Source organism: Pasteuria ramosa (genome assembly GCF_056496785.1).
Map to the genome: position 1 here is coordinate 1,036,533 of NZ_CP143099.1, position 25,266 is coordinate 1,061,798.

A 25,266-nucleotide genomic window follows, 5' to 3' on the forward strand; every position below is an offset into this window, starting at 1 on the left:
AAAAGATAAAATTGGTTGGTAATCTTGGAATTGGTTAATTATTCATGTATATTTATCGGGTAAAATCATAAAGCTGGTTCTTAGTGTATTTATATTTTTTTAATGACAGATTTTTTTCAATAGGGGGGTTATGTATGTCTTGCACTTCTTTTGTAACATTGCCTATACCTAATGGCAAGCTGCATGTTTCCGTTACGGATAAATTTAAAACGACGACAATGATGATCTTCCTTACATATCCTTTATCAGAGCATACCGCCACGGCAGGTGCTTTGCTACCTTATGTGCTTAAAAGAGGTACTGCTTCTCATCCAACAACTTTAGAGTTAAACAGAAAATTGGAGTATATGTATGGGGCTAGTTTGTCTTCTAATATTGCTAAAGCGGGCGAAAATCATATTATAGAGCTTAGTTTATCTGTACCTCATGACGATTATTTGCCTGGGGCTAGTAATTTGCTGCAGGATGCTATTCTTTTATTAAACGAGTTGCTTTTGGCGCCTAAAATAGAGAATGGGGCTTTTGATCGCAACTTTGTCCAATCAGAAAAGCAGAATTTGCGTCAAAAAATAGAAAGTTTAAAAAATGACAAAGGTGCATATTGTTCCCAGAAGTTATTGGAGAAGATGTATCCTAATGAACCATTTTCGTTGTTTGTTTTAGGTAAAGAGAGCGATTTAGACCAGTTAACAGAAAAAAAATTATATGAATATTATTTAAGTTTAATGAAGAAATATTCAATTGACTTCTATATCGTGGGTAACGTCAAGCCTGATAAAGTTGCTGAAGAAATAAATGCGATTGCCAAAAAAATGTTACTAGCTTCTCTTAAGATTGACAATACTTCAAAGACTGCTGTTGACAACAAAGCTTATACATCAGTTTCACCTATGCGTCCTAAAGGCCAAGTTAATCGTTTCACAGAAAAAATGGATGTACAACAGTGCCGTTTGCATATGGGTTTTCATACGGTTACTAAATCAACGGATAAGGACTATCCTGCTTTGTTGTTTTTTAATGGTATCTTAGGTGCTTTTCCGCATTCGAAACTTTTCTTAGAAGTGCGTGAACGATTTAGCTTGGCTTATTTTTGTTCATCTCGTTTAGAAGCCCAAAAAGGTTTTCTGGGTATTCAGGCCGGTATTGAATATGCTAATTGTGAAAAAGCGGAAAAAATTATTTTGCAGCAGCTAGAGGCTGTGCAAAAAGGCAAGTTTGATGAAGATGAATTCCATAAAACTAAGGTTGTGCTCTCTAATCAAATCCGTTCTTCACAAGACAATGCATTTGGTATGATTCAATTTCATTATAAATGTTTGATTAATGGAACGCCTTTGACCCCAGAGTCATTGATTGATGATATAAGTCGTTTAGAAAAAACTGCTATTTGTGCCATAGCTGAAAAAATACAATTAGACACCATTTATATTTTGCAGCCAGAGGGGTGATATTTTTGGAAAAAATAACATGTAATGTTTTAAAAGAAGAGATGTTCTGTGAGAAATTACCTAATGGCTTATGCGTTTATGTTTTACCTAAAAAAGGATACCATAAGACATATGCTGCTTTTACAACTAACTATGGTGCTAATAATAGTATTTTTCGTATTGGTAATGGCGAGCCTATTAGTACACCAGATGGTGTAGCGCATTTTTTGGAGCATAAATTATTCGAAGAACCAGGTGGAGGCGATGCTTTTAATCGTTTTTCTGTACAAGGTGCTACAGCTAATGCTTTCACAACATATACACATACGACGTATTTATTTTCTTGTACCCAGAATCTGTACAAAAATTTACAAACGCTAGTTTCTTTTGTGCAGCAACCATATTTCACAGATGAAAATGTAGCTAAAGAACAAGGTATTATTGGTCAAGAAATCAGTATGTATGATGATGATCCTGATTGGAATGCTTACTTAGGCTTAACCAATTGTTTATATAATTATCATCCGGTTAAAGGTAATATCTTGGGTACAGTCGAATCAATCTCCGGTATTACAAAAGAAATCCTTTATAAATGCTATGAAACATTTTATCATCCTAGCAACATGATTCTTTTTATTGTAGGAGCAGTTGATCCGCAAAAAGCTTTTGATGTGGTACGTTCAGATCAACAGAAACGTGTTTTTCCTAAGTTGCCCAAGATCGAGCATATTTTACCTGACGAACCTGATCATATTGCTTCCGCGGCGTTTGACCAAAAACTTAGCATTGGTATACCGAAATGCTTGTTAGGTTTTAAAGAGTCTGCTTCGTTTTTAAATTTGCGTGGGATAGATATATTGCAACAGGATTTGCTGACATCTTTAGCTGTAGAAGTTGTTTTAGGTAATAGTTCTGATTTATATCAAGAATTATATGATCAAGGTCTACTTGATAGTTCCTTCTCAGCGGGATACGTTTTAGAAGAAACTTATGGTTACGTTATTTTGGGTGGCCATACACCAAAACCTGACGAACTTGTTAAACGTTTGAAGCAAGGTATATATGATGCATGTGAACGAGGGATCAACTTAGATGATTTCAAACGTTTACAACGTCAGAAACTTGGTGTTATGCTGCAAAATTTAAATATCTTAGAGTGGATTGCTAACTCCTTTACACCTTGGCAGTTTATGGACATAAATCCTTTTTCTGTTGCAGATGTTTTAGCTAAGTTACAACCAGAAAAAGCTCATCAACGTCTAAAAGAGCTATTTAATCCTAAGATGATGGCTACATCGATCATTCGTCCGAGGATGAATGGCTAATGATTGGGCAATGATTGATGGGGGGAGCGGAGGTATTGGGCATGCGATTTCCTTGCTATTTGCAGAAAAAGGCTACAACATTGCTTTTACATATGGTCAAGATCAAAATAAAGCAGAAAATGTTGTTGCTTCATGTGAGGATTTAGGGGTAAAAGCTTTAGCTATCAAGGCATCCGATAATCATATGCATGCTTTTTCAGCTTACGATATAGATCCTATTTTTTATATTCATGCGGCTGGGGATACGCGTATTGGTTTATGCCAAGAACTTGATAGTGACGATTTGGATCATTTATTTAACGTACATGTTAAATTACCTTTTCTTGCTATACGATGCATTTTGCCTAAGATGCTTAAAGCTCGTAAAGGTAGAATCATTATCGTAACCTCTATCTTTGTCCAAGCATGCGGTGGTTCGCTTGAGACGCTTTATACCTCAGCTAAGGGAGCTCAAGAGGGCCTGATACGTTCCCTTGCTCAAGAAGTTGCTCCTATGGGTATAACGGTTAATGCTGTTGCTCCAGGTGTTATTGATACACCACTGATGAGTAAGCAGTTACAAGAACAAGATATTGACATAGATGCATTATTAGCTGATATACCAGCAGGTCGTATCGGTTCCCCACAAGAGGTAGCTTCTTTAATATTTTATCTATGTTCCGATGAAGCTAGTTATATTACCGGACAAGTTATTGGTATAAGTGGTGGTTTTCGTGGTTAAGATAGTTCGCGAATCAAGTTTTTTAATATAACAAAGAGAGAGGGTTTTTGCATCTTGTCTACATTAGAAGAATTCGGTCAATGGAAACAATTTTTACATTCACGTCTTCAACAAGCACGTTCTATTGGTATTGATGATCAACATGTTTGTGATTTAGCCTGCCAATTAGGTGATTATTTAGCTACCAATGTTAACCCTGAAAATGTTCAAGAAAAACTATTGAAAGATTTATGGGAAGTCGCTGATAGGGATCAGCAACAAACGATCGCTAAATTGATGGTAAAATTTGTTGATCATGAACAACCAACAGCAAATATGTAATAAAAACTTAGTTCATTAAACCGCTCCTTATGCTAAAACGGGGCGGTGTTATCATTTTATCAGCCTGCTAATTTGAAGAAGGAGGTCCGTTTAATATACAATGTATCAAGTGATCGGGGGTATCTTTTATGCATGATCGTGAGTGGTATTTGGAATATGAGATACACCAAAATCGACCGGGTTTACTTGGTAACATTGCCTCTGCTTTAGGACTTTTATCGATCAATATTGTCGCTATTAGTGGCATGGGACCTCAGAGACGAGGGGTACTATGTTGTGTTAAAAATGAGGCTAAAATTGCCCTTTTAGAGCAAATTATATCGCAAGTTGATGATATTACAATGACCGCTTTTCGTCTGCCGACTTTAGTTGATCGTATGGCTATTCGTCATGGGCGTGCTGTTGATAGTTGTCCGCAAGGGAAAACATATCGCTTTACGCGTGAAGAAATTGGCTTGCTTGTCGATTTTCTTGGGTCTATGTTGCAACAAAAAGGTCATCAGCTAATTGGCTTGCGTGGTATGCCTAGGGTTGGCAAAACAGAATCTATTGTTGCTGCAAGTGTTTGTGCTAATAAACGTTGGGTTTTAATCTCGTCCACGTTGCTCAATCAAACCTTGTCGACTAACTTGGATGAAGGTATGATATCGGAGGACTTTGTTTATATCCTTGATGGTGTGGTTTCAACACGTCGTTATGATGAACGACATCAAGAAGTTTTAAGAAAAATTTTCAATCTTGATACAGCTAAAATTATTGAGCATCCTGATATTTTTGTACAAGGTACACGACATACATTAGCAGATTTTCAATGCCTAATCGAGCTTCGTAGCAATCCGGATGAAGTTATTACATATGATTCTTTAGAATCATTATATGAATAATACATAAATAGTAGTTGATTAATTATGCATAGAATGTTAACTTCTTAGAAAGGAGTGATAATATGGTAGATGTGGGAGAGCGGCTGAGAAGAGCACGTGAAAGTAAGGGTATGTCATTTTCTAATATCGAACGTTTAACCGGTATACCTATCAGATATTTAAAAGCAATGGAAAACTCGCGGTTTGATTTATTGCCTAGCCCAATGTATATCCGTTCTTACATTCGTACATATGCTAAAGTTGTCAATGAAGATGCCGAATTATTAGCAAATAGCTATAATATAAAAGATAATCGACAAGGAATGCAAAAAGAAATTAAACAAGAAACACCAAAAGCAAAAACCAGAGAAAATTTTTTACAGAAAGATCCTATGAGTGGGTCGCCTAATATGGATTCTCGTCATAAAGTTGGTAAAAGTCCTAATAATCCTTTATCTAATAAAAATTATCAAGATTCATCCGGAATATTACCGAATAAAAATTTACGTCCTCATTCTAGGCCCCCTTCTTATACGAAAGATCTTCCTCGAGAAGCCACTACTCCAAGGCATAATCTCGATCAAAGTCTATCAACGAATAAGCCATCAACCAATACACCACCAAACCAAACTCATACACCACGAACCCCAACCAATACACCACCAAACCAAACTCATATACCACGAACCCCAACCAATACACCACGAACCCCAACCAATACACCACCAAATCAAACTCATACACCACGAACCCCAACCAGTACACCACCAAATCAAACTCATACACCACGAACCCCAACCAGTACACCACCAACTTTTATCGATAATAATAGACCTCGTATTAAGCCATCATTCACCGATAAAAGACGTTCTTTTAATCCCGCTCAACCTATGACTTCAAAACCTATTGCTCAAAAACCTAACCCTAAAAAAATGGCCAAGCCAGGCGCTGGACAGACACCGGGGAATAGATTTGGAAAAGGATCATTACAAGGACCGTCTCAGAGACCTGCATTACCGACACAACTACCTCGTACAAAATCTCATTCAACAAGAGATCTTTTGCAGCCGCGATCACCTAAGCCATCCGCAAGAATGCCTTCTCAGCAGAATCCTATGCCACCTATCGCTGAGGTTAATTCTAATTTAGAGCCATCAGTTGAAAAAAATTTATACTTCAATGATAAAGTATTATCACATCTAACATCTGAACGTACCTTTTCACAAGATACAATGTCTATGCCAAATCGGAAAGTTATCTATGCTCGTTGGATTAAACGTCCTAAAATGGCACTTCAGGTTGATGTAGCATCAGATGCCTTGAACGATGATGTTACCCTTAAACATATCCCTGAAAGCGATGAGCAACCAGCCTCTCGTCATGCTAAAACCTTGAATGAAGACACGAGTACGAGGGTTTTAACAAGACGTGAAAGGTCTGATTCGCTTTTGGATAAGAAAGATACCATGACCAGTAATTTTAGTCGTGTTTATAAAATTATGCTAATTTGTGGCACAGCTTTGTTAATTATTTGTGCTTCAGTTTATATGTTTTATCGTACTCAACAACCCAAAAAAATGATTATGATTACAAACAAAGTATTGGAAAATCTATAAAACAATAACACAAAGAAAATAAAACAATAAAAATAACTTTGAAATTGTCTCTAACTTGTATTTTATCTTTGTGAATCATTTTGCTATAGAAGAACTGAAATAAATTTTATATGGAAGGAGTGTTTTTTTGACACGTTCATATGACGTATGCTATCCTGTAAAAGAGAATGATGATCCAATTTCTGCTGTAGGACAGGTTTTACAACGAACGCGTCGTTGTCGTGGTATTTCGCTTGAAGAGATCCAAGAGAAGACGCGATTTAGTAAAGAGCACCTACTTCTTATGGAACAAGGTGCTTTCGATAAGCTTCCGGGTCCTTTTTATGTAAGATCGCTTTTGCGTACTTATGCTAAGTGTGTAGGTATTGATCCACATCGGTTTTTACGTCGTTATCGACGTTATGAACAAGAAAAACGTGGTCTAACAGGGAAATTCCAGGCAGTACGAGATTATAATTTGACAACAGAAAAAGGATTAAATGGTGATACGATTATGGCCAAAGCTTCTTTTTCAGAGGATAAATTTTCGCAAGAAATAGCCCGAGGTAATGATTTCCATGCAAAATCCATATCTGAGGGATTTTATAGTCAAAATGAGTTGGATCAAACGAAAATATTTAAAATAAAGGGTCGCAGAGAACAACTTGTTGCTCGTAAACGAGCCGATGTTTTTTTGATAATGTCTGTTATATTATTTATTTTTTCTGTGATAATGATAGGGTTAGCTGTGTGGTCTATTGTTTAGAAAATAATGAGAATATAGTAATTTTTTTATTAAATAATGCCATCGCTAGCCCTGGGCTAGGTTTTTGTTGTGTCTAAGTTTTGCTTCTTTTCAAGGAGGTGGGTGGATGCTTTGAACCTAAGGCAGGAACGTTTGCGCCAAAAAAGACGTATTGAAGAAGTAGCGCGTCTTTTAAGTGTTCACCCAGCTGACATATGGGCTTTGGAAGAAAATAACTTAGGATATTTTGGTTCTCGTGAAAATGCTCTTAAATTTCTTAAGGCATATGAAGAATTATTAAATCAAAAAGACGTACCAACCACTCAATCTCCAAAACCCCAGATGTTAAATCAAGAACAAAAGATGCTAGATAAAGAGCAACAAATAATAAAAAAAAAAATGGTGACATTATTTTGGATGAATCGATGTCGCGTGCTAATGAATTAGAAGATCATGATGAAATGAGTATTGATAGCAGCAGATATGATTTTTCTACCATGAATGGTACTAGCTTTTTTCCTCGTCGTCGTAAGGTGATATTTTTTGATCGTAAAAGGTTTTTCTGGGTTTTGTTTATAACTTTTGGCGCATTTATACTTATCGCTTCAGCGATCATATTTTATGTTTTTAAGTATAAAAATGCTAAAGACGCTAAATTTCATAATAAAAATAATTCGCAAAGTATACAGGATGAGCATATGTATGCAGATCCTGTACAGGTTAATTATTTAGGTCAGCAAAATGGAACAGATAAATACATGGTTTTAGGAGGCAAAAATATTGATGTTTTTGTCGAAACATCAAAGGAGAATAAGATTGATATATATGCCTTTCCTACACCGCGTCTTTTAGCTACTGGTGATGTTAAGCCAGGATATCCATTGTCTGCTAATGATACATATGGTCTTTATTTACGTATGGATGATGTATCTTCTGTTAAAATTGTTGTCAATGGGACATTTGTTTTAATGGGCTTGAGTAATCGTCAAGGATCTGGTAATTACCTGTTTTGTCGCAATGAGGTTTGTCCGAAGTAGAGATCTTAATGGTAATCAATCGATGATGTGTGACAAATTTATTATAACGAGGATATTGAATTTCAGCGAGCTAATGGTTAAACTGGGCCTGAATTATACTTTTTTGATTCCACAAAACACCCTAATAGTTTTTTAAGGTAGTTTTCTATTTTTGGTTGTATTTTTTTCTATGTTATTACCTGTCGTATTTTTTTTAAAAAAATCAGAAAACTACCTTAGGGGGTCGGTCGAAGTGAATTTGGCCAACAAAATCACGCTGGCCCGTATTTTTTTGGTACCTATCATTATGTTTTTTTTGCTGTTAAGACTTCATTTAGGATCAGTTGCCATCGGGGGCACATTGCTCAGCATCGGTGAGTTGTTGGCCACATTTGTCTTTTTGGCAGCTGCTTGTACAGATGGGTTAGATGGATATATTGCTCGTCGTCGAGATACGGTTACGAGGTTAGGGAAATTTTTAGATCCTTTGGCGGATAAGCTTTTAATAACAGCTGCTCTTATCTTTTTAGTGGAGATGGGTCGATTAGAAGCCTGGATGTCTATATTGATTATAAGTCGTGAATTTGCTGTCACTGGTTTGCGTCTCCTAGCAGCAGCGGATGGTTTGATTATCACTCCTAATTCACTAGGAAGATTAAAGACTTGTTCGCAAGTCGTGGCCATTGTCTCCCTGATGCTGGCCAATGTCCCCTTTCCCATGATTTTATTTCCTTTTACAAAGATTGCGATTTGGTTTGCTGTTATAATTACGATTTTATCGGGTTTTTATTATTTCTTTAAAAATAGGCATCTCATCACGTTAAAGACATCGACGGATAATGAATAAGATGAACAAAATTGCTCGTGAAAATAACTTAGAATTTAGAACATAATAATATTTTCTTGAGAGGAGCTACTTCTTCTTGCGTGTAGCGATCTTAACGGTAGGATCGGAATTAACTACGGGTTTTACACTGGATAGTCATGCACAATATTTAGCCAATTTATGTACAGAGCTAGGTTTTGTTGTTAATTTTCATATGACAGTGCCGGATCAAGATGCTATATTACGGAATGCTTTAGCTTTTTTGATCCAGCGAGTTGATTTGATTATCTTGACAGGTGGTTTAGGTTCAACACATGATGATGTTACCAAAGAAACCCTGGCGTCTTTTTTAGATGAACCACTTGTACGCGATCACAATATTTATCATATGCTGATGAGATTTTTTCAAAGTCGTGGTATGTCGTTACCTAAAGGTAATGAGAAACAAGCAGATGTTTTTAAAAATGGCCATATTTTAGATAATTCACATGGTACGGCGCCGGGATTTGTACTTCATAAAGATGATATAACCTATGCCTTGTTGCCTGGACCGATCAATGAGTTGAAACCTATGGTTATGAATTATTTAATTCCTTATCTAAAGAAAATGCCTGGTGCAGAGAAGTTATATGTATGGAAAGAGCTATCTTTTGGTTATATAGGCGAAACCTCTTTGGTGGCTCAGATAGAAGATTTGATCGGTCTTTATCCTAATGTTACCTTTTTTCCTTATTCCCAAAAAAATGGAGGCATGGTTTTACGCTTAAGAGCTTTTGCTGATGAAAAAAGCGTGGCTATGATCGCTTTGGATCAATTGTGTCAGAAAATTTTGGAACGTGTAGGCTATTGGTGTTATGATAAAGACAACATGTCTTTGGCCGAAGCGGTAATCCGTGCTTTAGCTTCTCGAGGTCAGACTTTATCTTTAATCGAGAGTTGTACGGGTGGACAAGTTGCGCAAGAGCTTACTTCTGTTCCTGGGAGTAGTGTTACATTTAAAGGTGGTCTTGTAGCTTACAGTAGTGAGAGCAAAAAGACAATTGCTGGTATTTCTGAAGAACTTTTACGTGATAAAGGACTTGTTAGCGCTGAAGTAGCTTGCGCTTTAGCTACTAAAGCCAGAACGTTGTTTGGTTCCACGATCGGTTTATCTATTACGGGATCAGCAGGACCTTCAGCACATGATGGTGTTTTACCGGGAAATGTGTTTATCGGCTTAGCTGCGGGCAAACAGAGTTTTGCCTGTTTTTTTAAGTGGCCTAATTTAAATAGAGCATTGATTCAATCTTTATCTACGCATAATACATTATTTTGTCTATGGAAGTACCTGAACCATAATGATAAGATTTCCCCGCATGGTTTTCAACCGGTACACTAAAAACAGCTTTAAATTTTATTCATTCAAGTAAGCCGAGCGGGGAAGGGTTGAGGAAAGGTGAAACGACAATTATGAAATCTTTTGAACATTTTAAACTAAGTAACGAAATTATGATGGGGATTAAAGACCTCGGTTTTGAGGAACCATCTCCGATCCAAATGGAGTGCATACCCTTTGTCCTAAATGATGAAGATGTAATCGGACAGGCTCAGACAGGAACTGGTAAAACAGCTGCTTTCGGTATTCCCGTTTTGGAAAAAATTGATCCACGTTCTTTACGTGTACAGGCAATTATTTTAGCACCTACACGTGAACTGGCTATTCAAGTTTCTGAAGAATTAAGGCGCATAGGTCGTCCGAAACGCTTGCGTACATTACCTATATATGGTGGCCAAGCGATTGCTAGACAGATCAAAGCACTTCAGCAAGGGGTCCATGTTGTTATAGGGACACCAGGCCGTTTATTGGATCATTTAAGACGTGGTACATTAAAAGTTGATCAAGTTAAAACTTTTGTTTTAGATGAAGCAGATGAAATGCTGGATATGGGGTTCATTGATGACATCGAGGCTTTGATGCGTTATGTACCCGATAAAAGACAACTATTATTATTCTCTGCTACCATGCCGCCAGCTATCAGACAATTAGCTCAACGTTATATGAAAAGTCCACGTTACATCACAGTTAATCGTGGCGAAGTTACCGTACCTATTATCAGTCAATACTATTATCGCGTCTTGGAAAACTTGAAACCGGATGCTTTGTGCCGTATTTTGGATAGCGAAGAGATTACCTTGTCAATTGTATTTTGTCGCACAAAAAAAGGTGTCGATGAATTGACTGATTCATTACAAGCGCGTGGTTATTTGGCTAGTGGTTTGCATGGTGATTTAGCGCAACAACAAAGAGATCGTGTTATGCAGTCTTTTCGTAATAACGACATTGACGTCTTAATCGCTACAGACGTTGCTGCTAGAGGAATTGACGTAGGTAATATCTCACATGTTATTAACTTTGATATTCCTCAAGATGTCGAAAGCTATGTCCACCGTATAGGGCGTACAGGGCGTGCAGGAAGAGGCGGGGTAGCTTTAACACTGGTTACACCTCGTGAAATGAAGCAACTCAAAATTATCGAACGTGAAACACGTTTGCGCTTAAAACCACGTGATTTGCCAACTTTGAAAGAGGTAGCTGCGAAACAACAACGTGGTTGGATGTTACAAATTGAAGAAGTTCTTAAATCAGATAAAGATTTTTCCTTAATTGCAGATATGATGGAAAAATTACGCGAAAAATTTTCCGAAGAAAATATAGCTACAGCTGCTCTTTACTTGGCATTTTTTGATCATTTTTCAAAAAGCATGGAAAAATCTTGCCGTTTTGGTGAAACAGGAGCTTCTCCTGGTATGGTGCGTTTCTTTATTAACATAGGTAAAAACGTGTACGTAAAGCAACATGAATTAGCTAAATGCATTGCCGATTATGCCGGTATTAACATCGCTCAAATTCATAGTGTTCACATATACGAGCGTTTTTCCTTTGTCGAAGTCGAGGAAGAAATTGCTGCTTTCCTATGGGAATCACTTCGCCAGTCACGCATTAAAGGTATACGTGTTAATATGGAGCCAGCTAGACCACGCAATCGTAACTAATAAATTTATTTTTTAATTATAAATATTATTAAATCATAACCAGGTGTGCTCGTCAGAACACACCTGGTTCAAATTAACATCAACAAATATATATCTATATAATCGATATATAAAGATAAAAAATATATAAAGATAAAACAAAACGTAGTATTAATTATTTTTTTAAATATAATTAATTTAATAATCATAAGTAATAGGTGTGCTTAGATAAATCAAGCACACCTATTTTAATATTTAATTATATCGAAACAATGTAAATTCCGGATGCTGATTAAAATCAAAATCCTTCCAAAAATCGTTTATAAACTCATCATAAAACATAAAATCATTACCAAAAATATATTGTTTAGAACTTGTTGCTTTATTAACCTTGTTTAAATCTGTAATATCATACTTAGTTTGGCCATTAATAGTTTTTTGGCATTTTACTTGATTACCGTTAATGGATTCGCATTGTTGTTTTGCAATATGTTGAACACCATTATCATTGACACGAACTACTTCGCTGCTACTGTAATGAGAGAAATTTTCTGCAATAGCTATGCTACTAAAGGCACAGCTACCAGCTATAATGGTTAGGCATAATATTTTTTGAAAAGATAGCATTTTATATACTCCTTTTATAGGTTATTTGGTTTTTTGTTAAAAAAGAATACACAAATATAAATTTCAGCAAAAATATTTGCGTAATTATTAATATATTTTCTGTTATCTTTTTATTTTTGTCAATATAATCAACATAAAAAACATGTTTTTTAAGATAAATAAACCAATTCTTTCTATTTTAGAATATATATAAAATGAGATATAAAACAAGATATAAAACAAGATATAAAACAAGATATAAAACAAGATATAAAACAAGATATAAAACAAGATATAAAACAAGATATAAAACAAGATATAAAACAAGATATAAAACAAGATATAAAACAAGATATAAAAAATATTGAAAACAAGATATATTTTAAAAAAAATTAAAATCAACGTATACCGGGATGTTTTTGCATAACATTTTTAAAGTCACCAATTTTGGCATTAGGTTTATTTTTAAGCATTTTTAAAATATCTTCCATATATTTATATAAAATCTGTTTTTTATCTAAGTTTTTTTTTACAATCTATAAAAAGTGGGCATTTAGGCACAACTTCTTTTATGTGATATTCGCTTTGATTTGTGTACTGAGCATTTTCTTGGCCATAAGTTGCGCCTATCATTATAAAATTACAAGATACAATAGTTATACATAACAATTTTTTGAAATATCTCATTAAAAATCCCCTTTTTAATTAAGAAGTTATGAAAAACCTATATTTGATTTTTTTAAAAATATTTTTTTGATTTTATAGATATATTTTATTATATGTTTTTTTAAATAAATGATTAGTACTTATTTAAATAAATGATTAGTACTTATTTATTAGAATATCTATAAAAAAATATAGATCAATTATATTCGTTTTATTTATAAAAATATTTTTACTTCGTTTGGTTTTTTGCACATATAATTATATTTGAGTTATATTTATATATGTTTATTTTTATAAAAAAGTTCATGATGGGTTTTTAATAATTTTTAAGCATGACTTTTATTTATAATTTTTGGTTTTTTTATCAAGTGCCATTCTTATATGGCTTGTCCTATAATATTTTATATGTTATGATTTTTTTGTTTATTATTAAAAATTTAGGGGTGTTTTTTATTTTTAGAAAACTTGTATTTAAATTTACGGTTGTATGCCTTAGTATTGTAATGTCTCCTATAGCTGCATTGTCTGCAACGCCCGAAGTACCTGAGCAAACTTGTAAAGCACCTAATTCACTTGAAGGTGTTAAATTTTTACATTGGAAGAAAGGTAAGGCTAAGAAAGAATTACATAAAGATTCCGAATATTTGAAATCTATTGCTAATAAATTAGAAGAAGACGGTTTTTATATAAGTAGGGGCTCGAAGAATTTAAAAGCTATCGATGTTGATTTTACTGATAATAATTTACCAGAGGCTGCTAAGGATAAGATTCAAGCAAAATTAGGTCCTAGTATGAGTCAAACTTTTATGATCAAAGATATTCTGGATAAAAATACGAAATCTAAGGTAGGTCAGATAGTACATACAAGGTCTAATTTTTTTGATGGATCTTTTATAGCCGTTGCTAAAGTGCAGACCGACAGTGGTAGTTATGTTTATTTTTCTGATCTTAATGGTACAGAAAAACAAGTTATAGATGTGTTAAATAGCCCACGGATTAAAAGAGATTTGGCTTGTGATATTTGTCAAGGTTCTGTGAATTTTGTTTGTGGAGTAATTGGGATGAGAGTAGGTTGTCGAGCCGCTTGTATTGTTACAGGAGGACCGCTTACAGTGGCTGGTATTGTATGTTTGGTATTATGCGAGACATTGACTACAGATATCTGTAAGGACTATGCAAAGAGTCTTAAGGCTTGTAACGGATTTTGTTGAAGATAGAAAAGGGTGAGCTTTTTTGTTTTCTAATATAGATAGGTATACTTTATTTTCTAAAATTTATTTCAGAATTACGGGTTTATTGTTTTTAATATTAGGATTTTTGAATATCTGTCTTTTTATAAAACGGGGTCGTATTTCTCCTTATGATCGACCAACTAGTTCTTTTGCTGATTTAGATCTACAAGCTTTTCTTTTAGATTTACCTATAATAAATAGCTTATTTTCTTTTGATTCAATTTATAAATTTGTTTTTCTCTTAGCTATAGTGATAACGATATATAATACAATTGGTTTTTCGAGATATCTTAAGTATAATATTAAAGATCAAAATTTTTTTGTTTTTAAAAACAAAAATAAATTTCCTAATTGGTTTTGTTCGATATATTTATTTTTAGCTAAATTTGTATTTAATTATATTAACTACATTATTTATGTAAATTATGATTATTGGTCAAGGGTTTCTAGTAATATAAAGAAAGGAACTGATAAAGCTTATAATGAAAACAAAGTACGACCCTCACGCTTTTTTTTAATCTATATGATATGCATGGGTTTGCTTTTATTATCTTTTGCTTCTTTCTTTATTAATTTCCCTTATTTTTTGTTTACGAGTATTTGTTTAGCTGTATGGTGTATATTAATTAAAATTCAGAAGTATTTTGAAAATTCGTGGGGCATAAAAAACGATGTTACGGAATGTTATATAAATAAGACATTGCTGTTTATTTTTTTTATCTACGGTGTTTTATTACCCAATATGTATGATATATTTCATTGGCTTTATCTTTTTACAGACCAATTTGTCATAGTAGCGAGTTTATCTATTATTGCCATTATGTTTAATTTTGGGGCTGTTTTTAGTATGCCAAGAAGGCTTATATATCTTTTCTCTGGGATAAAATACAATAAGATTTTTTAAAATTGTATTTAATAAGATGCTTATTATATATTTATATGCCTATTAAATATATAATGCATGATATACTTAATAATTTTTTTTAAAATATAAAGCCCAAAACACTATATATTATGTAATGGTGTTGTTTTGGGCTTTATATATTTTGTATGCTTTTTTCTTACAAATTTAATTTTTATTTTTAGATATATTTACCTGCATTTGAAATTTATTTTTATTTTGATAATACATATGTAAAATAGATAAAGGGGTTGTTTAATAAATGGAGCAAAATGTAGGACTAGAGACCATAGCGTTTATATGACGAGCTTATCCAAAAACCCATGTAAAATAGAGTTTTAAAACCTAACAGAAAACACTAAAAGCTCATAATAACGGCTATTTTGGTGTTCGAATTAAATAGGCTATTTAACATTTCTGGACAATTTTTCAAAATATTTCATTGAAATTCCTTTTTTTAATTAAAAAATGATGAAAAACATATACTGAATTTCTTTAAAAATATTTTTCTGATTTGATATATTATTTTTTTGATAAATGATTAGTACTTATTACTTTTGACATATATAAATTTATTTATATATGTTTTGGTTTTTGAAAAAGGTATTTTCTCTGAATTTGGTTTTTAATAAATATAATTATAAATATTTTATATTTGTTCATGTTGGTTTTATAAAAAGTACAGGGTTTTTTTAAACAATTTTTAAACATGTATTTTATTAATAGGACTTGTCCAGAAATATTAAATAGCCGATTAGTCATAAATCAAAAATCGCCGTTATTATAAGCTTTTAGGGATTTTGATTAGTTACCGGAACTCCCTTTTCAGTGTATTTTTGGACGAGCTCATAATTTTTTGTTTTTTTATCAATTGCAATACTTATATAGCTTGTTTCATAATATTTTATATGTTATGATTTTTTTGTTTATTATTAAAAATGCAGTGTGGTTTTTGTGTTTAGAAAACTTGTATTTAAATTTACGGTTGTATGTCTTAGTATTGTAATGTCCCCTATAGCTGCATTGTCTGCAACGCCCGAAGTACCTGAGCAAACTTGTAAAGTATCTAATTCGCTTGAAGGTGTTAAATTTTTACATTGGAAGAAAGGTAAGGCTAAGAAAGAATTACATAAAGATTCCGAATATTTGAAATATATTGCTAATAAATTAGAAGAAGACGGTTTTTATATAAGTAGTGGCTCTAAGAATTTAAAAGCTATCGATGTTGATTTTACTGATAATAATTTACCAGAGGCTGCTAAGGATAATATTCAAGCAAAATTAGGTTCTAGTATGAGTCAAACTTTTATGATAAAAGATATTCATGATAAAAATACGAAATCTAAGGTAGGTCAGATAGTACATACACGGGCGCAATATTTTGATGGATCTTTTATAGCTGTTGCTAAAGTGCAGAAAAATGTTAGTAATTATGTGTATTCTTCCAATAGTCAGATTACCGAAAAACAAGCTATAGACGAGGGAAATAGCTCACGTGTTAAAAGAGATTTGGCTTGTGATATTTGTCAAGGATCTATTAATGTCGTTTGTGGTGTGATGGCCACAAGAATAGGTTGCTTACCTGCTTGTTTTTCTGGAACAGGAGCTGTGCCACCTGCCGCTATTGTATGTATTGTATTATGCGAAACACTTTATGCATATGGTCGTAGTGAGTATGTCATGGCCGGGGCTTGTCGTAAGTTTTGCTAGCTCTAATTTCTATTTCTTCTGATTAGTTTTCATATTAATTTATTTTTAGAGAAAAAATTGAAATTTGGTGAATTTTTTGTTTTCTGGTATAGATATACATGCTCTATTTTTTAAAATTTACCTTAGAATCACCGGGCTGCTTTTTTTTACATTAGGATTTTTGTTTATATGTCTTTTTCTGGTTAAAGGGAGTATTTCTCTATATGATAATCATGCATCTTTTAATAATTTAGATTTAGAAACATTTATATTATATTCGCCACTCGCGCAAATAATTTCTATAGATTCGATATCTGAATTTTTTATTATCCTCTTCATGTTTATCGTTTTATATAATTTTATGGACTTTATGGGATATCGTAAGCATAAACTTAAAGATAAAGTAGAATTAGATAAGAAATTTATATGTGAAAATGAAAAGAAGTTTCCTAAGTGGCTCTGGTCTATATATACTTTTTTTGCCAAATGCGTGTTTAATTATATTTATTATGTTATTTCCTCAAACTATGATTACTGGTCGGATATTTCTAATAAGATAAAAAAAGCAAAGACTGAAGCTTATAATAAGCAAAAAGTTCAATCTTTATGGTTTTTTTTAATATATACTATAAGTTTTATTATTTTATTTTTAACCACCACATTGTTTTTCATTTGTTTTCCTGATTTTCGTTTGATAAGTTTAGGCGTGTTGATTTGGTGCATATTAATCAAAATACAGAAATATTTTGAAGCTTCATGGTCGAAACAAAGTTTAGATGTTCATAAGTCGTATATAAACAAGACCTCAATTTTCATTTTTGTACTATACGGTTTATTCTTACCTAACATGTATGAGATATTTCAGTTGCTTTATGACTTAACAGGACAAATAGAGATTATTTCAGTGGCTTCTTTTGTCATCATGATGTGTTCTTTTTTTATTGTTTTTCATATGTCTAAAAGGCTTATTTACCTTTTAACAGGCGTTAAGTATGAAAAGCATTTTTCATTAAATAAATGATATAAAAAAGAAATTAATTTAATATTTTCGATTAAGCAAAAAGGTCAAAATATGCAATATTTTGACCTTTTTGTGTTTAAATTACATCATTAATAGGCGACTATGAGCTTGTCCAAAAACCTATGTAACAGCGAGTTGCAAAACCTAATGGAAAACACTAAAGGCTTATAATAACGGCTATTTTGGGTTTTGAATTACCCCACGACTAATTAGCTATTTAACGTTTCTGGACAAGTTCTATATTAATATTTATGGACAAGTGCTATATATCAGAATATCAGAAATTTATATCTATTTTTTCTGAAAAACTAATTTGCAATTTTTGCTTAGGTTTCCCAATTATTTTCTGTACATGCAAAAAAAGCAAAAAAATGTAAATTATTAATAAAAATAATAAAATTTTATTATATTTCCAAAGTTTACAATATATTACATTTTAATATTTTACAAACAAAAATAGACATTCCTCTATCACCTGTGTAGAATGTAAGTGTTAAGCAAACACACAACAGGGGGATAGCGAATGTCTATTAATTGTAGGTTAACAAATAAATCTCATTTGGTCAAATTTTTTCGTAAATTGGGGTTAATATCCCAATTTACTTCATCTGTTTTTAATCATATTTTGCAAATTATTGATGGTATGTTGTCACAAAACTTTAACGGAACTTTGTCAGATATTCATAAAAAAAGCTTTTATAACAGGTGCCGACAAACGATAAGCCATATGATGACTAATTCAAAATGGGATGAAAAAATACTTAGTGACGCCATTAAAAATGTTTCTTATGAAGAAGTTATCCATCAAGCTAAGAGAAAAAATAAACCTTACTTTCTTATAATTGACGATACAGTATGCCATAAGACAAAGCCATCATCATTAGCTGAACACCCTATGCAAGCAGCGGGTTATCATTATTCTAATCTAGATAAAAGAAGTGTATATGGTCATTCTATTGTTCAAGCTATGTTACATACAGATGGTTTAAGCTATCCTATAGAAGTTAAACGTGCTAATAAAACAGAAAGTAATAAAATGGATACTGCTTGCGATATCATATCTAGTGCTCCTGAGCCAGATCACAAAGCATATGTTTGTGTAGATTCTTGGTATATTTCAAAAAAGATCATCGAAACAAGCTTAAAAAAAGGATTTCATTTTATAGGTGCATTAAGAATCGATATTGTTATTTGTCCTTTAGGCATTAAAAATCAAATAAAAATGTTTTTAAATTTTATAAAAAATAAAGATACAAAAGTTGTTACCATTAAAAAACAAAAGTATCGTGTTTATAGATATGAAGGTAATCTTAATTTTATTGACAATGCAGTTGTCCTTATTTGTCTTAAGGAAGGTCAAGATATATCTAAAGCAAAAGCTTTTATTTGCACAGATATGGAGCTAAGTAATGAAGAAATTCTAAATTATTATTCGAAAAGATGGGAAATCGAAACCTATTTTAGAACAGCTAAAAATTATCTTGCTTTACAAGGATACCAAGTCAGATCCAGCAAATCTTTAGATAGATACTTAATTTTACAAATGTTTGTAGCAATGTATTGTATACATACAGGTAATGGTAATCTCCTAAAGGGATTACGTAAATATCAGGCTAAAAAAGAAGCTGATCGAATAGAAGATATGATTGATATATTAATTTCATCCCTTAAAGAGGTAATATCATATTTAGATGTTCCTACGCATATATCTGTGAAGCTTATTTTATCACGTGCCAAAAAAGGATTAAGAGCAGCACTAAGGTCCTACTGTTATCAATTTAAAGAGGTAGCCTAAATCTGCAAATACAATTAAAAAGGATAGATATGGTAAAAAAACTAAAAAAGCTAGATTTGTTTTTTGACCATTTATAAATATAATTAAATTTATTATAAAAATACAAATATATAAATTCTCTTTTTAGAGTAATTAAACATAAGGATGCTAAATTACTCTAAAAATAAAAACGATCTTTTGTATAAACAAATAATGTTCAAACTTAGATTATAATAAACTTTTTAAGTTAATTTTTGAAAATCAAAAATTATGGCCTATTTTTTTTGGCAAGTACAGTTATTTTGTTTGTTCTTTAAACTTCATCGAGGATTAACTTGGCAGTTTATGTGAAAAGAGATATGATTGATATTGTGAAAAAGTAGGGAGTGAGAGAATGTCCGAGAAGCAACGTGCGCTTGATATGGCTTTACGTCAAATTGAGAAACAATTTGGTAAAGGTGCTGTTATGCAGTTAGGTACAGCAGATTTAGCAGCTGTAGAAGTTGTTTCTTCAGGGGCTTTAGGTTTAGATATCGCTTTAGGTGTAGGTGGTTTTCCTAGAGGTCGTATTATTGAAATCTATGGACCAGAATCTTCAGGTAAAACAACCGTAGCCTTACATGCTATTGCTGAAGTGCAAAGAGGGGGTGGTGAAGCTGCTTTTATTGATGCTGAGCATGCTTTAGATCCTATATATGCGCGTAATTTAGGTGTTAAAGTTGATACCTTACTTGTGTCACAGCCTGATACGGGAGAACAAGGATTAGAAATTGCTGAAGCTTTAGTGCGTAGTGGTGCAATCGAGATGTTAGTCATTGACTCTGTAGCTGCTTTAGTACCTAAAGCCGAAATTGAGGGTGAAATGGGTGATTCTCACGTCGGCTTACAAGCACGTTTGATGTCACAAGCGTTACGTAAGTTGTCAGGAGCAATTAATAAATCACAAACGATAGCTATATTTATTAATCAAATTCGTGAAAAAGTCGGTATAATGTTTGGTAACCCAGAAGTTACACCAGGAGGACGAGCTTTAAAATTTTATGCTACGATACGTTTAGATGTACGTCGAGCAGAAACATTGAAATTAGATAATGAGATTGTTGGTAACAAGATGCGTGTTAAAGTTGTTAAAAACAAAGTTGCGCCTCCTTTTAGACAAACAGAACTTGATGTATTGTATGGTAAAGGTGTGTCAAAGGAAGGAAGTATCTTAGACTTAGCTGTAGATAAAGATATTGTTGCTAAAAGCGGGGTTTGGTATGCTTTCGAAGGTGAACGCTTAGGTCAAGGGCGTGAAAATGCTAAACAATATTTGCGCAATAATCCAGAAATTTTAGCTAAGATTGAACAACGCGTGCGTGCACATTACAATCTGTTGCCGCCAACAAAACAAAAACCAGAAGAGAATCATAAACCTAAAATATCTGAGGAAAATTTAAAGAAAACAAAAAAGAATATCTAAACACATAGCTTGTACGACAATGAAAAAATAACAACAATTATACATAAAATAACAATAAAAAATATAAACATATGTTATTTTATGGACGTTTATTTATTTTAATTAATGTTTTTAGTTAATTAAAAGCAACATTATAATGAAAAGCGATATAAATGAGTTAAAATAAATATCAAAATTATATGAATTTTTAATAATCAACACATAAAAAAGCAATATATTTATATCTGAAAATGACTTAATTCATATTATTTAAACAATATATTGTTTTTATTATATTATTAGGCTGATTTTTAATATTAAAACCTGTTTTTCAAAAAAAAAAATAGGCACATGTTGTATTTTTTTTTGAATTATACACATGTTGGTTTTATTATGGCATTGTGTTTTGTTCTGTTTTTTATTTAAAAAATATAAACTTTATTTAAAAAGTATAGACAAAAGTGTGTTTTTTCTTACAAAGAACACACTTTTGTCTATTAATATAACATTTGAATAAAATTTTATAAAATATAGATTTATAAATATATATTAAGATAATTTAGTAACATCAACCCGGGCTAAAGTTGGATTGGTACCAACGACTAAATTTACGACAGCGGTATCTGTTATAAAATCAAGAGGTGAAATAACAGGTACTAATTGGATATTTGTAACCGTTGCTGTGTTAATGACAATAGCTGCAAAAAGCCAACTAGCGACATTAGTCGTATAAGTTCCATTGGTATTTTGTGAATTGTTAAAGATAAAGCTACCTTTAATAGGGGTGCCATCTTGAAGAAGTTGACAAGCTGATACTCTATATTGATTTTGGGAATTACTGATAATTCCGTATTCAACTAAATAAATACCGGGACTTAACGTTATTGTATCTACGGCTGATAATGAAATACCCGTACCAAAAATATTATTGCTTAAAGAATTGAGAGGTATAGGTGCATCTACAGGAAAAGAAATAGCTTGTGTTGCTACATAAGCAAATGAACCTAAACCAACAGCTAAAGCACCTGTAGCACCTGTGGTACCAGTTATTCCTGTAGCCCCTGTATTACCGGTTGCTCCCGTATTTCCAGTTAGACCAGTATCACCAGTTATACCAATAATACCCATAGTGCCGGTAGGACCGGTAGCCCCTGTATTACCGGTTGGCCCAATATTACCCATAGCTCCCATAGCACCCTTAGCCGTTGTTGTACCAATAGGTCCGGTAGGTCCTGTAGCACCAGTAACACCCGTATTACCAGTAGCACCAATAATACCAGTCGGACCAGTAATAATTTCTCCTGCAGGACCAGTAGGACCCGTTGCTCCGTGTGGTCCTAAAGGACCATCTAATCCTGCATCACCCATTAAACCCGTTGGTCCTGTAGGCCCAGTAGCTCCTTGTATAACATAACCTGTAGGCCCGGTTGGTCCAGTTGCTCCAGTAGAGGGGCCGATTGGACCTGTAGGTCCAGTCGCTCCAGGTTGTGAAATTGTATTAATAACAGCTTTAGTTTGATTATTTAACGCCATATTTTTCGTAGCAGAACTTTGCAAGATCGAACTTATACTATCACTAACGGATAATATATCCCTTATAGAAGGAGGTTTCATATTTGTAACACCTGGTAAAGTGCCTAAGATGTATTGCATTTTCTCTGCTTCAGCATTTAAAAGGTGACTTAAACCCAAATCATTCATTGCTGTAGATACTAAAAGGAGGTTTAAGGCATCTTTCTGATTGATAGAAATTTGCGGAGATATGCCTGGTATATTTGCTTGAGACATTGCTTTTTATCTCCTTAGATCTAGTTTGATATTTTTAATATTGCGAATATTCACCCTATTTTACGGAAAACGATACTTGCGTTAAGAGGACTATATGGTAGTGCAGTTTGTATTGCTGGATAACTGAGAGAATTTTCAGTATTCCAATATATAATCATAGATATATTAGCCTTAGAAGTTACACTGCAGAAGAAGGTTAAATATTGATTTTGCCATCCTGCAATAGGTAGAGTACTACTACCTGAATGTAATGAATAAAACTTGTTAGAGTCAGGGAAGTTATTTCCATACATACCAGCACTTCCTGAATTTACTACTAACCATGAATCCCCCCCGAAGTGTTTTTGGTTGGTGTTGTAGTAAATTATATAAACACCGGGATTTAGGCTTATTTGTGTTGCATTAGCTAATGATATATTAGCGCTAGTGTTTATCTGATAATTCCAAGATATAGTTTGATTGAAAACAGTACTTGACGTTATGATTGATCCAAAATATACAATATCTGCGGGTGCAGGCGAACCTGTACTTCCTGTATTTCCTATTATACCGACTGGACCAACAGCACCTTGTGCATTTTTTAAACCCTGGTTTCCTATAGAACCTGTACTTCCTGTGTTTCCTATAACGCCAGTTATACCTGTTAAACCAACAGGTCCCATAGGACCTGTAATACCAGTAGGGCCTATGATTACAGAGATATTTCCTGCAGGACCAGTATTGCCTGCACTACCTGTAGGTCCGATAGGTCCCGTATTTCCTTGGTTACCTTGAGGGCCTGTAATAGATTCACCGGCTATACCTGTTATTCCAGTTATACCAGTAGTCCCCATAGGCCCATCTTTTCCAGCAGGCCCTAGATGTCCTTGAGGACCAGTTTCGCCAGTTACACCCAAAATATTTGGGCCTGTGGTCCCTGTTATACCTTTTTGACCACCAGGATTTCCTTTTGTTCCTGTAGGGCCAGTAGGACCAGTTTCGCCTATTAATATGCTCATAGTATTAAATCCTTCCGGTGGTGTAGATTAATCATTTTTATCTCCTGTATTACATTAACTTTTGTAAAAAGAAGACAAAATCCTGTCTTGAATTGCTAGTAGTATAAGGGCTTAGTAATCCTGATATTTGTAAATTTGAAGTGTTTGTTATGGGCACGATAGCTTTAATCACACCTACCGCAGTTAAAGAATTTGCAGGATTAGAAGTATGATATGAAGCATAAGAGGTCCCGCCTGGGAAAGGTGCACTATTTACCATTAATTGAAATGCCATTAGATTTAAATTGGCTATACTGGTGTTTGTAGGTGTTAAAAAACCTGCAGTACAGAAAACAGAGTAGACGCCTGGGGATGAGATAGTCAAAGTAGTTAGATCGCTTGATATAGTTATACCGTTTGAGTAAGTAGCATTTATGAAGTTATTAATAGATAGTATAAACATACCGCTTGCAGCGGTTGCTGGGTTTGCCTTGTTACCACTATTATAAACCATTATACTACCGGTATAACCGCCAGTAATTCCTGTAGAACCAGTAGACCCAGTATTACCAGTAGCTCCCGTATTTCCTAACGGTCCTATTGCTCCAGTAGGCCCAGTAGCGCCAGTAATACCAGTGGCGCCTGTAGATCCAATAGGTCCATTAGGTCCAGTTTCACCAGTTGGTCCGGTCGGACCAGTCGCTCCTATTACAGTTATTCCTGTGGGACCTGTAATACCTAGGGGTCCAGTAGGACCAGTAGGGCCTGTAGGTCCTGTATTACCATTTGGCCCTGTAGGTCCTATAACTGTTGCTCCTTTGGGACCTTGTTCACCAACGTTACCTTGGAATCCTGTGATACCTGAAGGTCCAGTAGGTCCAGTAGGTCCAGTAGGTCCTGTTGGCCCCGTATTGTTATTACCAGAAATGGCAGCAGGACCAGTAGGGCCTTGAGGACCTCTAGGACCAATTGTTCCTGTTTTACCTTGAGGACCAGTAGGACCAGTAGGTCCTGCAGATTCTGTGTTTAATTCATCTAAAACAAAGCTTAGTTGAGAAGTTATAGCTGTTTCTTGAGAGGCAATAGATTGGAGATTTGTTTGGATGTTTTTATTAAGTGCAATTAAGTCAGCAATGGTTGGTGAATTTGGATTTGTAATGCCAGCTAATGTACCGAGAACGTATTGGAGTTTATAGCAATTAAATACAATTTTTATAAAATTAAAATATTTTTTTTGCTTTACACCGTACATGAAACTATTAGCATAAATAATTATAAGTAAATATTTAATTATTTATAAATCAATATTATTAATATTAA

22 protein-coding genes are annotated in these 25,266 nt (G+C 33.5%); 18 read left to right on the forward strand and 4 right to left on the reverse strand.

The genetic code is table 11. The annotated features are described in order from the left end of the window. Nucleotides 1-134 precede the first annotated feature (134 nt). The 12 genes from yfmF to VS182_RS04645 all read left to right on the forward strand — a co-directional run bounded on the left by yfmF (nt 135) and on the right by VS182_RS04645 (nt 11,872). Complete coding sequence (gene yfmF / locus VS182_RS04590; protein ID WP_479484002.1) at nt 135-1,448, forward strand: EF-P 5-aminopentanol modification-associated protein YfmF; 1,314 nt, start codon at nt 135-137, stop codon at nt 1,446-1,448. 5 nt (nt 1,449-1,453) lie between these two features. Then, nucleotides 1,454-2,752, forward strand: coding sequence for an EF-P 5-aminopentanol modification-associated protein YfmH (yfmH, locus tag VS182_RS04595; RefSeq protein WP_479484003.1), 1,299 nt, complete (start codon nt 1,454-1,456; stop codon nt 2,750-2,752). Continuing rightward, complete coding sequence (locus VS182_RS04600; RefSeq protein ID WP_479484004.1) at nt 2,745-3,473, forward strand: SDR family NAD(P)-dependent oxidoreductase; 729 nt, start codon at nt 2,745-2,747, stop codon at nt 3,471-3,473. Before yfmH ends, VS182_RS04600 begins: the two co-directional genes overlap by 8 nt. A gap of 54 nt (nt 3,474-3,527) precedes the next feature. Further along, nucleotides 3,528-3,794 carry a DUF3243 family protein gene (locus VS182_RS04605; RefSeq protein WP_479484005.1) on the forward strand — a complete coding sequence of 89 codons (267 nt, stop codon included), beginning with the start codon at nt 3,528-3,530 and terminating at the stop codon, nt 3,792-3,794. Between the two features lie 128 nt (nt 3,795-3,922). Continuing rightward, a complete protein-coding gene (locus VS182_RS04610) occupies nt 3,923-4,678 on the forward strand; it encodes a DUF3388 domain-containing protein (RefSeq protein ID WP_479484006.1) in 756 nt (251 codons plus the stop codon). Nucleotides 4,679-4,740: 62 nt separating this feature from the next. Continuing rightward, nucleotides 4,741-6,273, forward strand: coding sequence for a helix-turn-helix domain-containing protein (locus VS182_RS04615; RefSeq protein WP_479492354.1), 1,533 nt, complete (start codon nt 4,741-4,743; stop codon nt 6,271-6,273). 127 nt (nt 6,274-6,400) lie between these two features. Continuing rightward, entirely contained in the window at nt 6,401-7,018 is a 618-nt protein-coding gene (locus VS182_RS04620) for a helix-turn-helix domain-containing protein (protein WP_479484008.1), read from the forward strand. A 111-nt stretch (nt 7,019-7,129) separates the two neighbouring features. Further along, complete coding sequence (locus VS182_RS04625) at nt 7,130-7,444, forward strand: helix-turn-helix domain-containing protein (RefSeq protein WP_479484009.1); 315 nt, start codon at nt 7,130-7,132, stop codon at nt 7,442-7,444. Then, nucleotides 7,411-8,034, forward strand: coding sequence for a hypothetical protein (locus tag VS182_RS04630; RefSeq protein ID WP_479484010.1), 624 nt, complete (start codon nt 7,411-7,413; stop codon nt 8,032-8,034). Before VS182_RS04625 ends, VS182_RS04630 begins: the two co-directional genes overlap by 34 nt. Nucleotides 8,035-8,266: 232 nt before the next feature. Then, entirely contained in the window at nt 8,267-8,860 is a 594-nt protein-coding gene (pgsA, locus tag VS182_RS04635) for a CDP-diacylglycerol--glycerol-3-phosphate 3-phosphatidyltransferase (protein ID WP_479484011.1), read from the forward strand. Nucleotides 8,861-8,936: 76 nt separating this feature from the next. Further along, nucleotides 8,937-10,217, forward strand: coding sequence for a CinA family nicotinamide mononucleotide deamidase-related protein (locus VS182_RS04640; protein WP_479484012.1), 1,281 nt, complete (start codon nt 8,937-8,939; stop codon nt 10,215-10,217). Between the two features lie 71 nt (nt 10,218-10,288). Beyond that, nucleotides 10,289-11,872 carry a DEAD/DEAH box helicase gene (locus VS182_RS04645; RefSeq protein ID WP_479485155.1) on the forward strand — a complete coding sequence of 528 codons (1,584 nt, stop codon included), beginning with the start codon at nt 10,289-10,291 and terminating at the stop codon, nt 11,870-11,872. Between the two features lie 234 nt (nt 11,873-12,106). Here VS182_RS04645 and VS182_RS04650 read toward each other — a convergent pair whose 3' ends face one another. Further along, a complete protein-coding gene (locus VS182_RS04650; protein WP_479484013.1) occupies nt 12,107-12,478 on the reverse strand; it encodes a hypothetical protein in 372 nt (123 codons plus the stop codon). Between the two features lie 1,148 nt (nt 12,479-13,626). Between VS182_RS04650 and VS182_RS04655 the strand changes: the two genes are divergently transcribed. The 6 genes from VS182_RS04655 to recA all read left to right on the forward strand — a co-directional run bounded on the left by VS182_RS04655 (nt 13,627) and on the right by recA (nt 21,202). Next, nucleotides 13,627-14,334 carry a hypothetical protein gene (locus VS182_RS04655; RefSeq protein WP_479492355.1) on the forward strand — a complete coding sequence of 236 codons (708 nt, stop codon included), beginning with the start codon at nt 13,627-13,629 and terminating at the stop codon, nt 14,332-14,334. Between the two features lie 22 nt (nt 14,335-14,356). Further along, on the forward strand, nt 14,357-15,259 hold the full coding sequence (locus VS182_RS04660) for a hypothetical protein (protein ID WP_479492356.1): 903 nt from the start codon (nt 14,357-14,359) through the stop codon (nt 15,257-15,259). 1,002 nt (nt 15,260-16,261) lie between these two features. Then, on the forward strand, nt 16,262-16,966 hold the full coding sequence (locus VS182_RS04665; protein WP_479492357.1) for a hypothetical protein: 705 nt from the start codon (nt 16,262-16,264) through the stop codon (nt 16,964-16,966). A 349-nt stretch (nt 16,967-17,315) separates the two neighbouring features. Then, on the forward strand, nt 17,316-17,966 hold the full coding sequence (locus tag VS182_RS04670; protein ID WP_479492358.1) for a hypothetical protein: 651 nt from the start codon (nt 17,316-17,318) through the stop codon (nt 17,964-17,966). A 523-nt stretch (nt 17,967-18,489) separates the two neighbouring features. After that, entirely contained in the window at nt 18,490-19,761 is a 1,272-nt protein-coding gene (locus tag VS182_RS04675) for an IS701 family transposase (protein ID WP_479488904.1), read from the forward strand. Between the two features lie 373 nt (nt 19,762-20,134). Next, entirely contained in the window at nt 20,135-21,202 is a 1,068-nt protein-coding gene (recA, locus tag VS182_RS04680) for a recombinase RecA (RefSeq protein WP_479484018.1), read from the forward strand. A 528-nt stretch (nt 21,203-21,730) separates the two neighbouring features. Here recA and VS182_RS04685 read toward each other — a convergent pair. Genes VS182_RS04685 through VS182_RS04695 form a run of 3 tightly spaced genes read right to left on the reverse strand, consistent with a single transcriptional unit; the run spans nt 21,731 to nt 25,198 of the window. After that, nucleotides 21,731-22,969, reverse strand: a complete 1,239-nt coding sequence (locus VS182_RS04685; protein WP_479492359.1) for an alpha-helical endospore appendage domain-containing protein — start codon at nt 22,967-22,969, stop codon at nt 21,731-21,733. A gap of 50 nt (nt 22,970-23,019) precedes the next feature. After that, the gene (locus VS182_RS04690) at nt 23,020-23,967 is read right to left on the reverse strand and encodes a collagen-like domain-containing protein (protein ID WP_479484020.1); all 948 of its coding nucleotides are present in this window, start codon (nt 23,965-23,967) and stop codon (nt 23,020-23,022) included. Between the two features lie 49 nt (nt 23,968-24,016). Continuing rightward, nucleotides 24,017-25,198 (reverse strand): alpha-helical endospore appendage domain-containing protein, encoded by a 1,182-nt coding sequence (locus VS182_RS04695; protein ID WP_479492360.1) that lies wholly within the window; start codon nt 25,196-25,198, stop codon nt 24,017-24,019. Nucleotides 25,199-25,266: the final 68 nt, after the last annotated feature.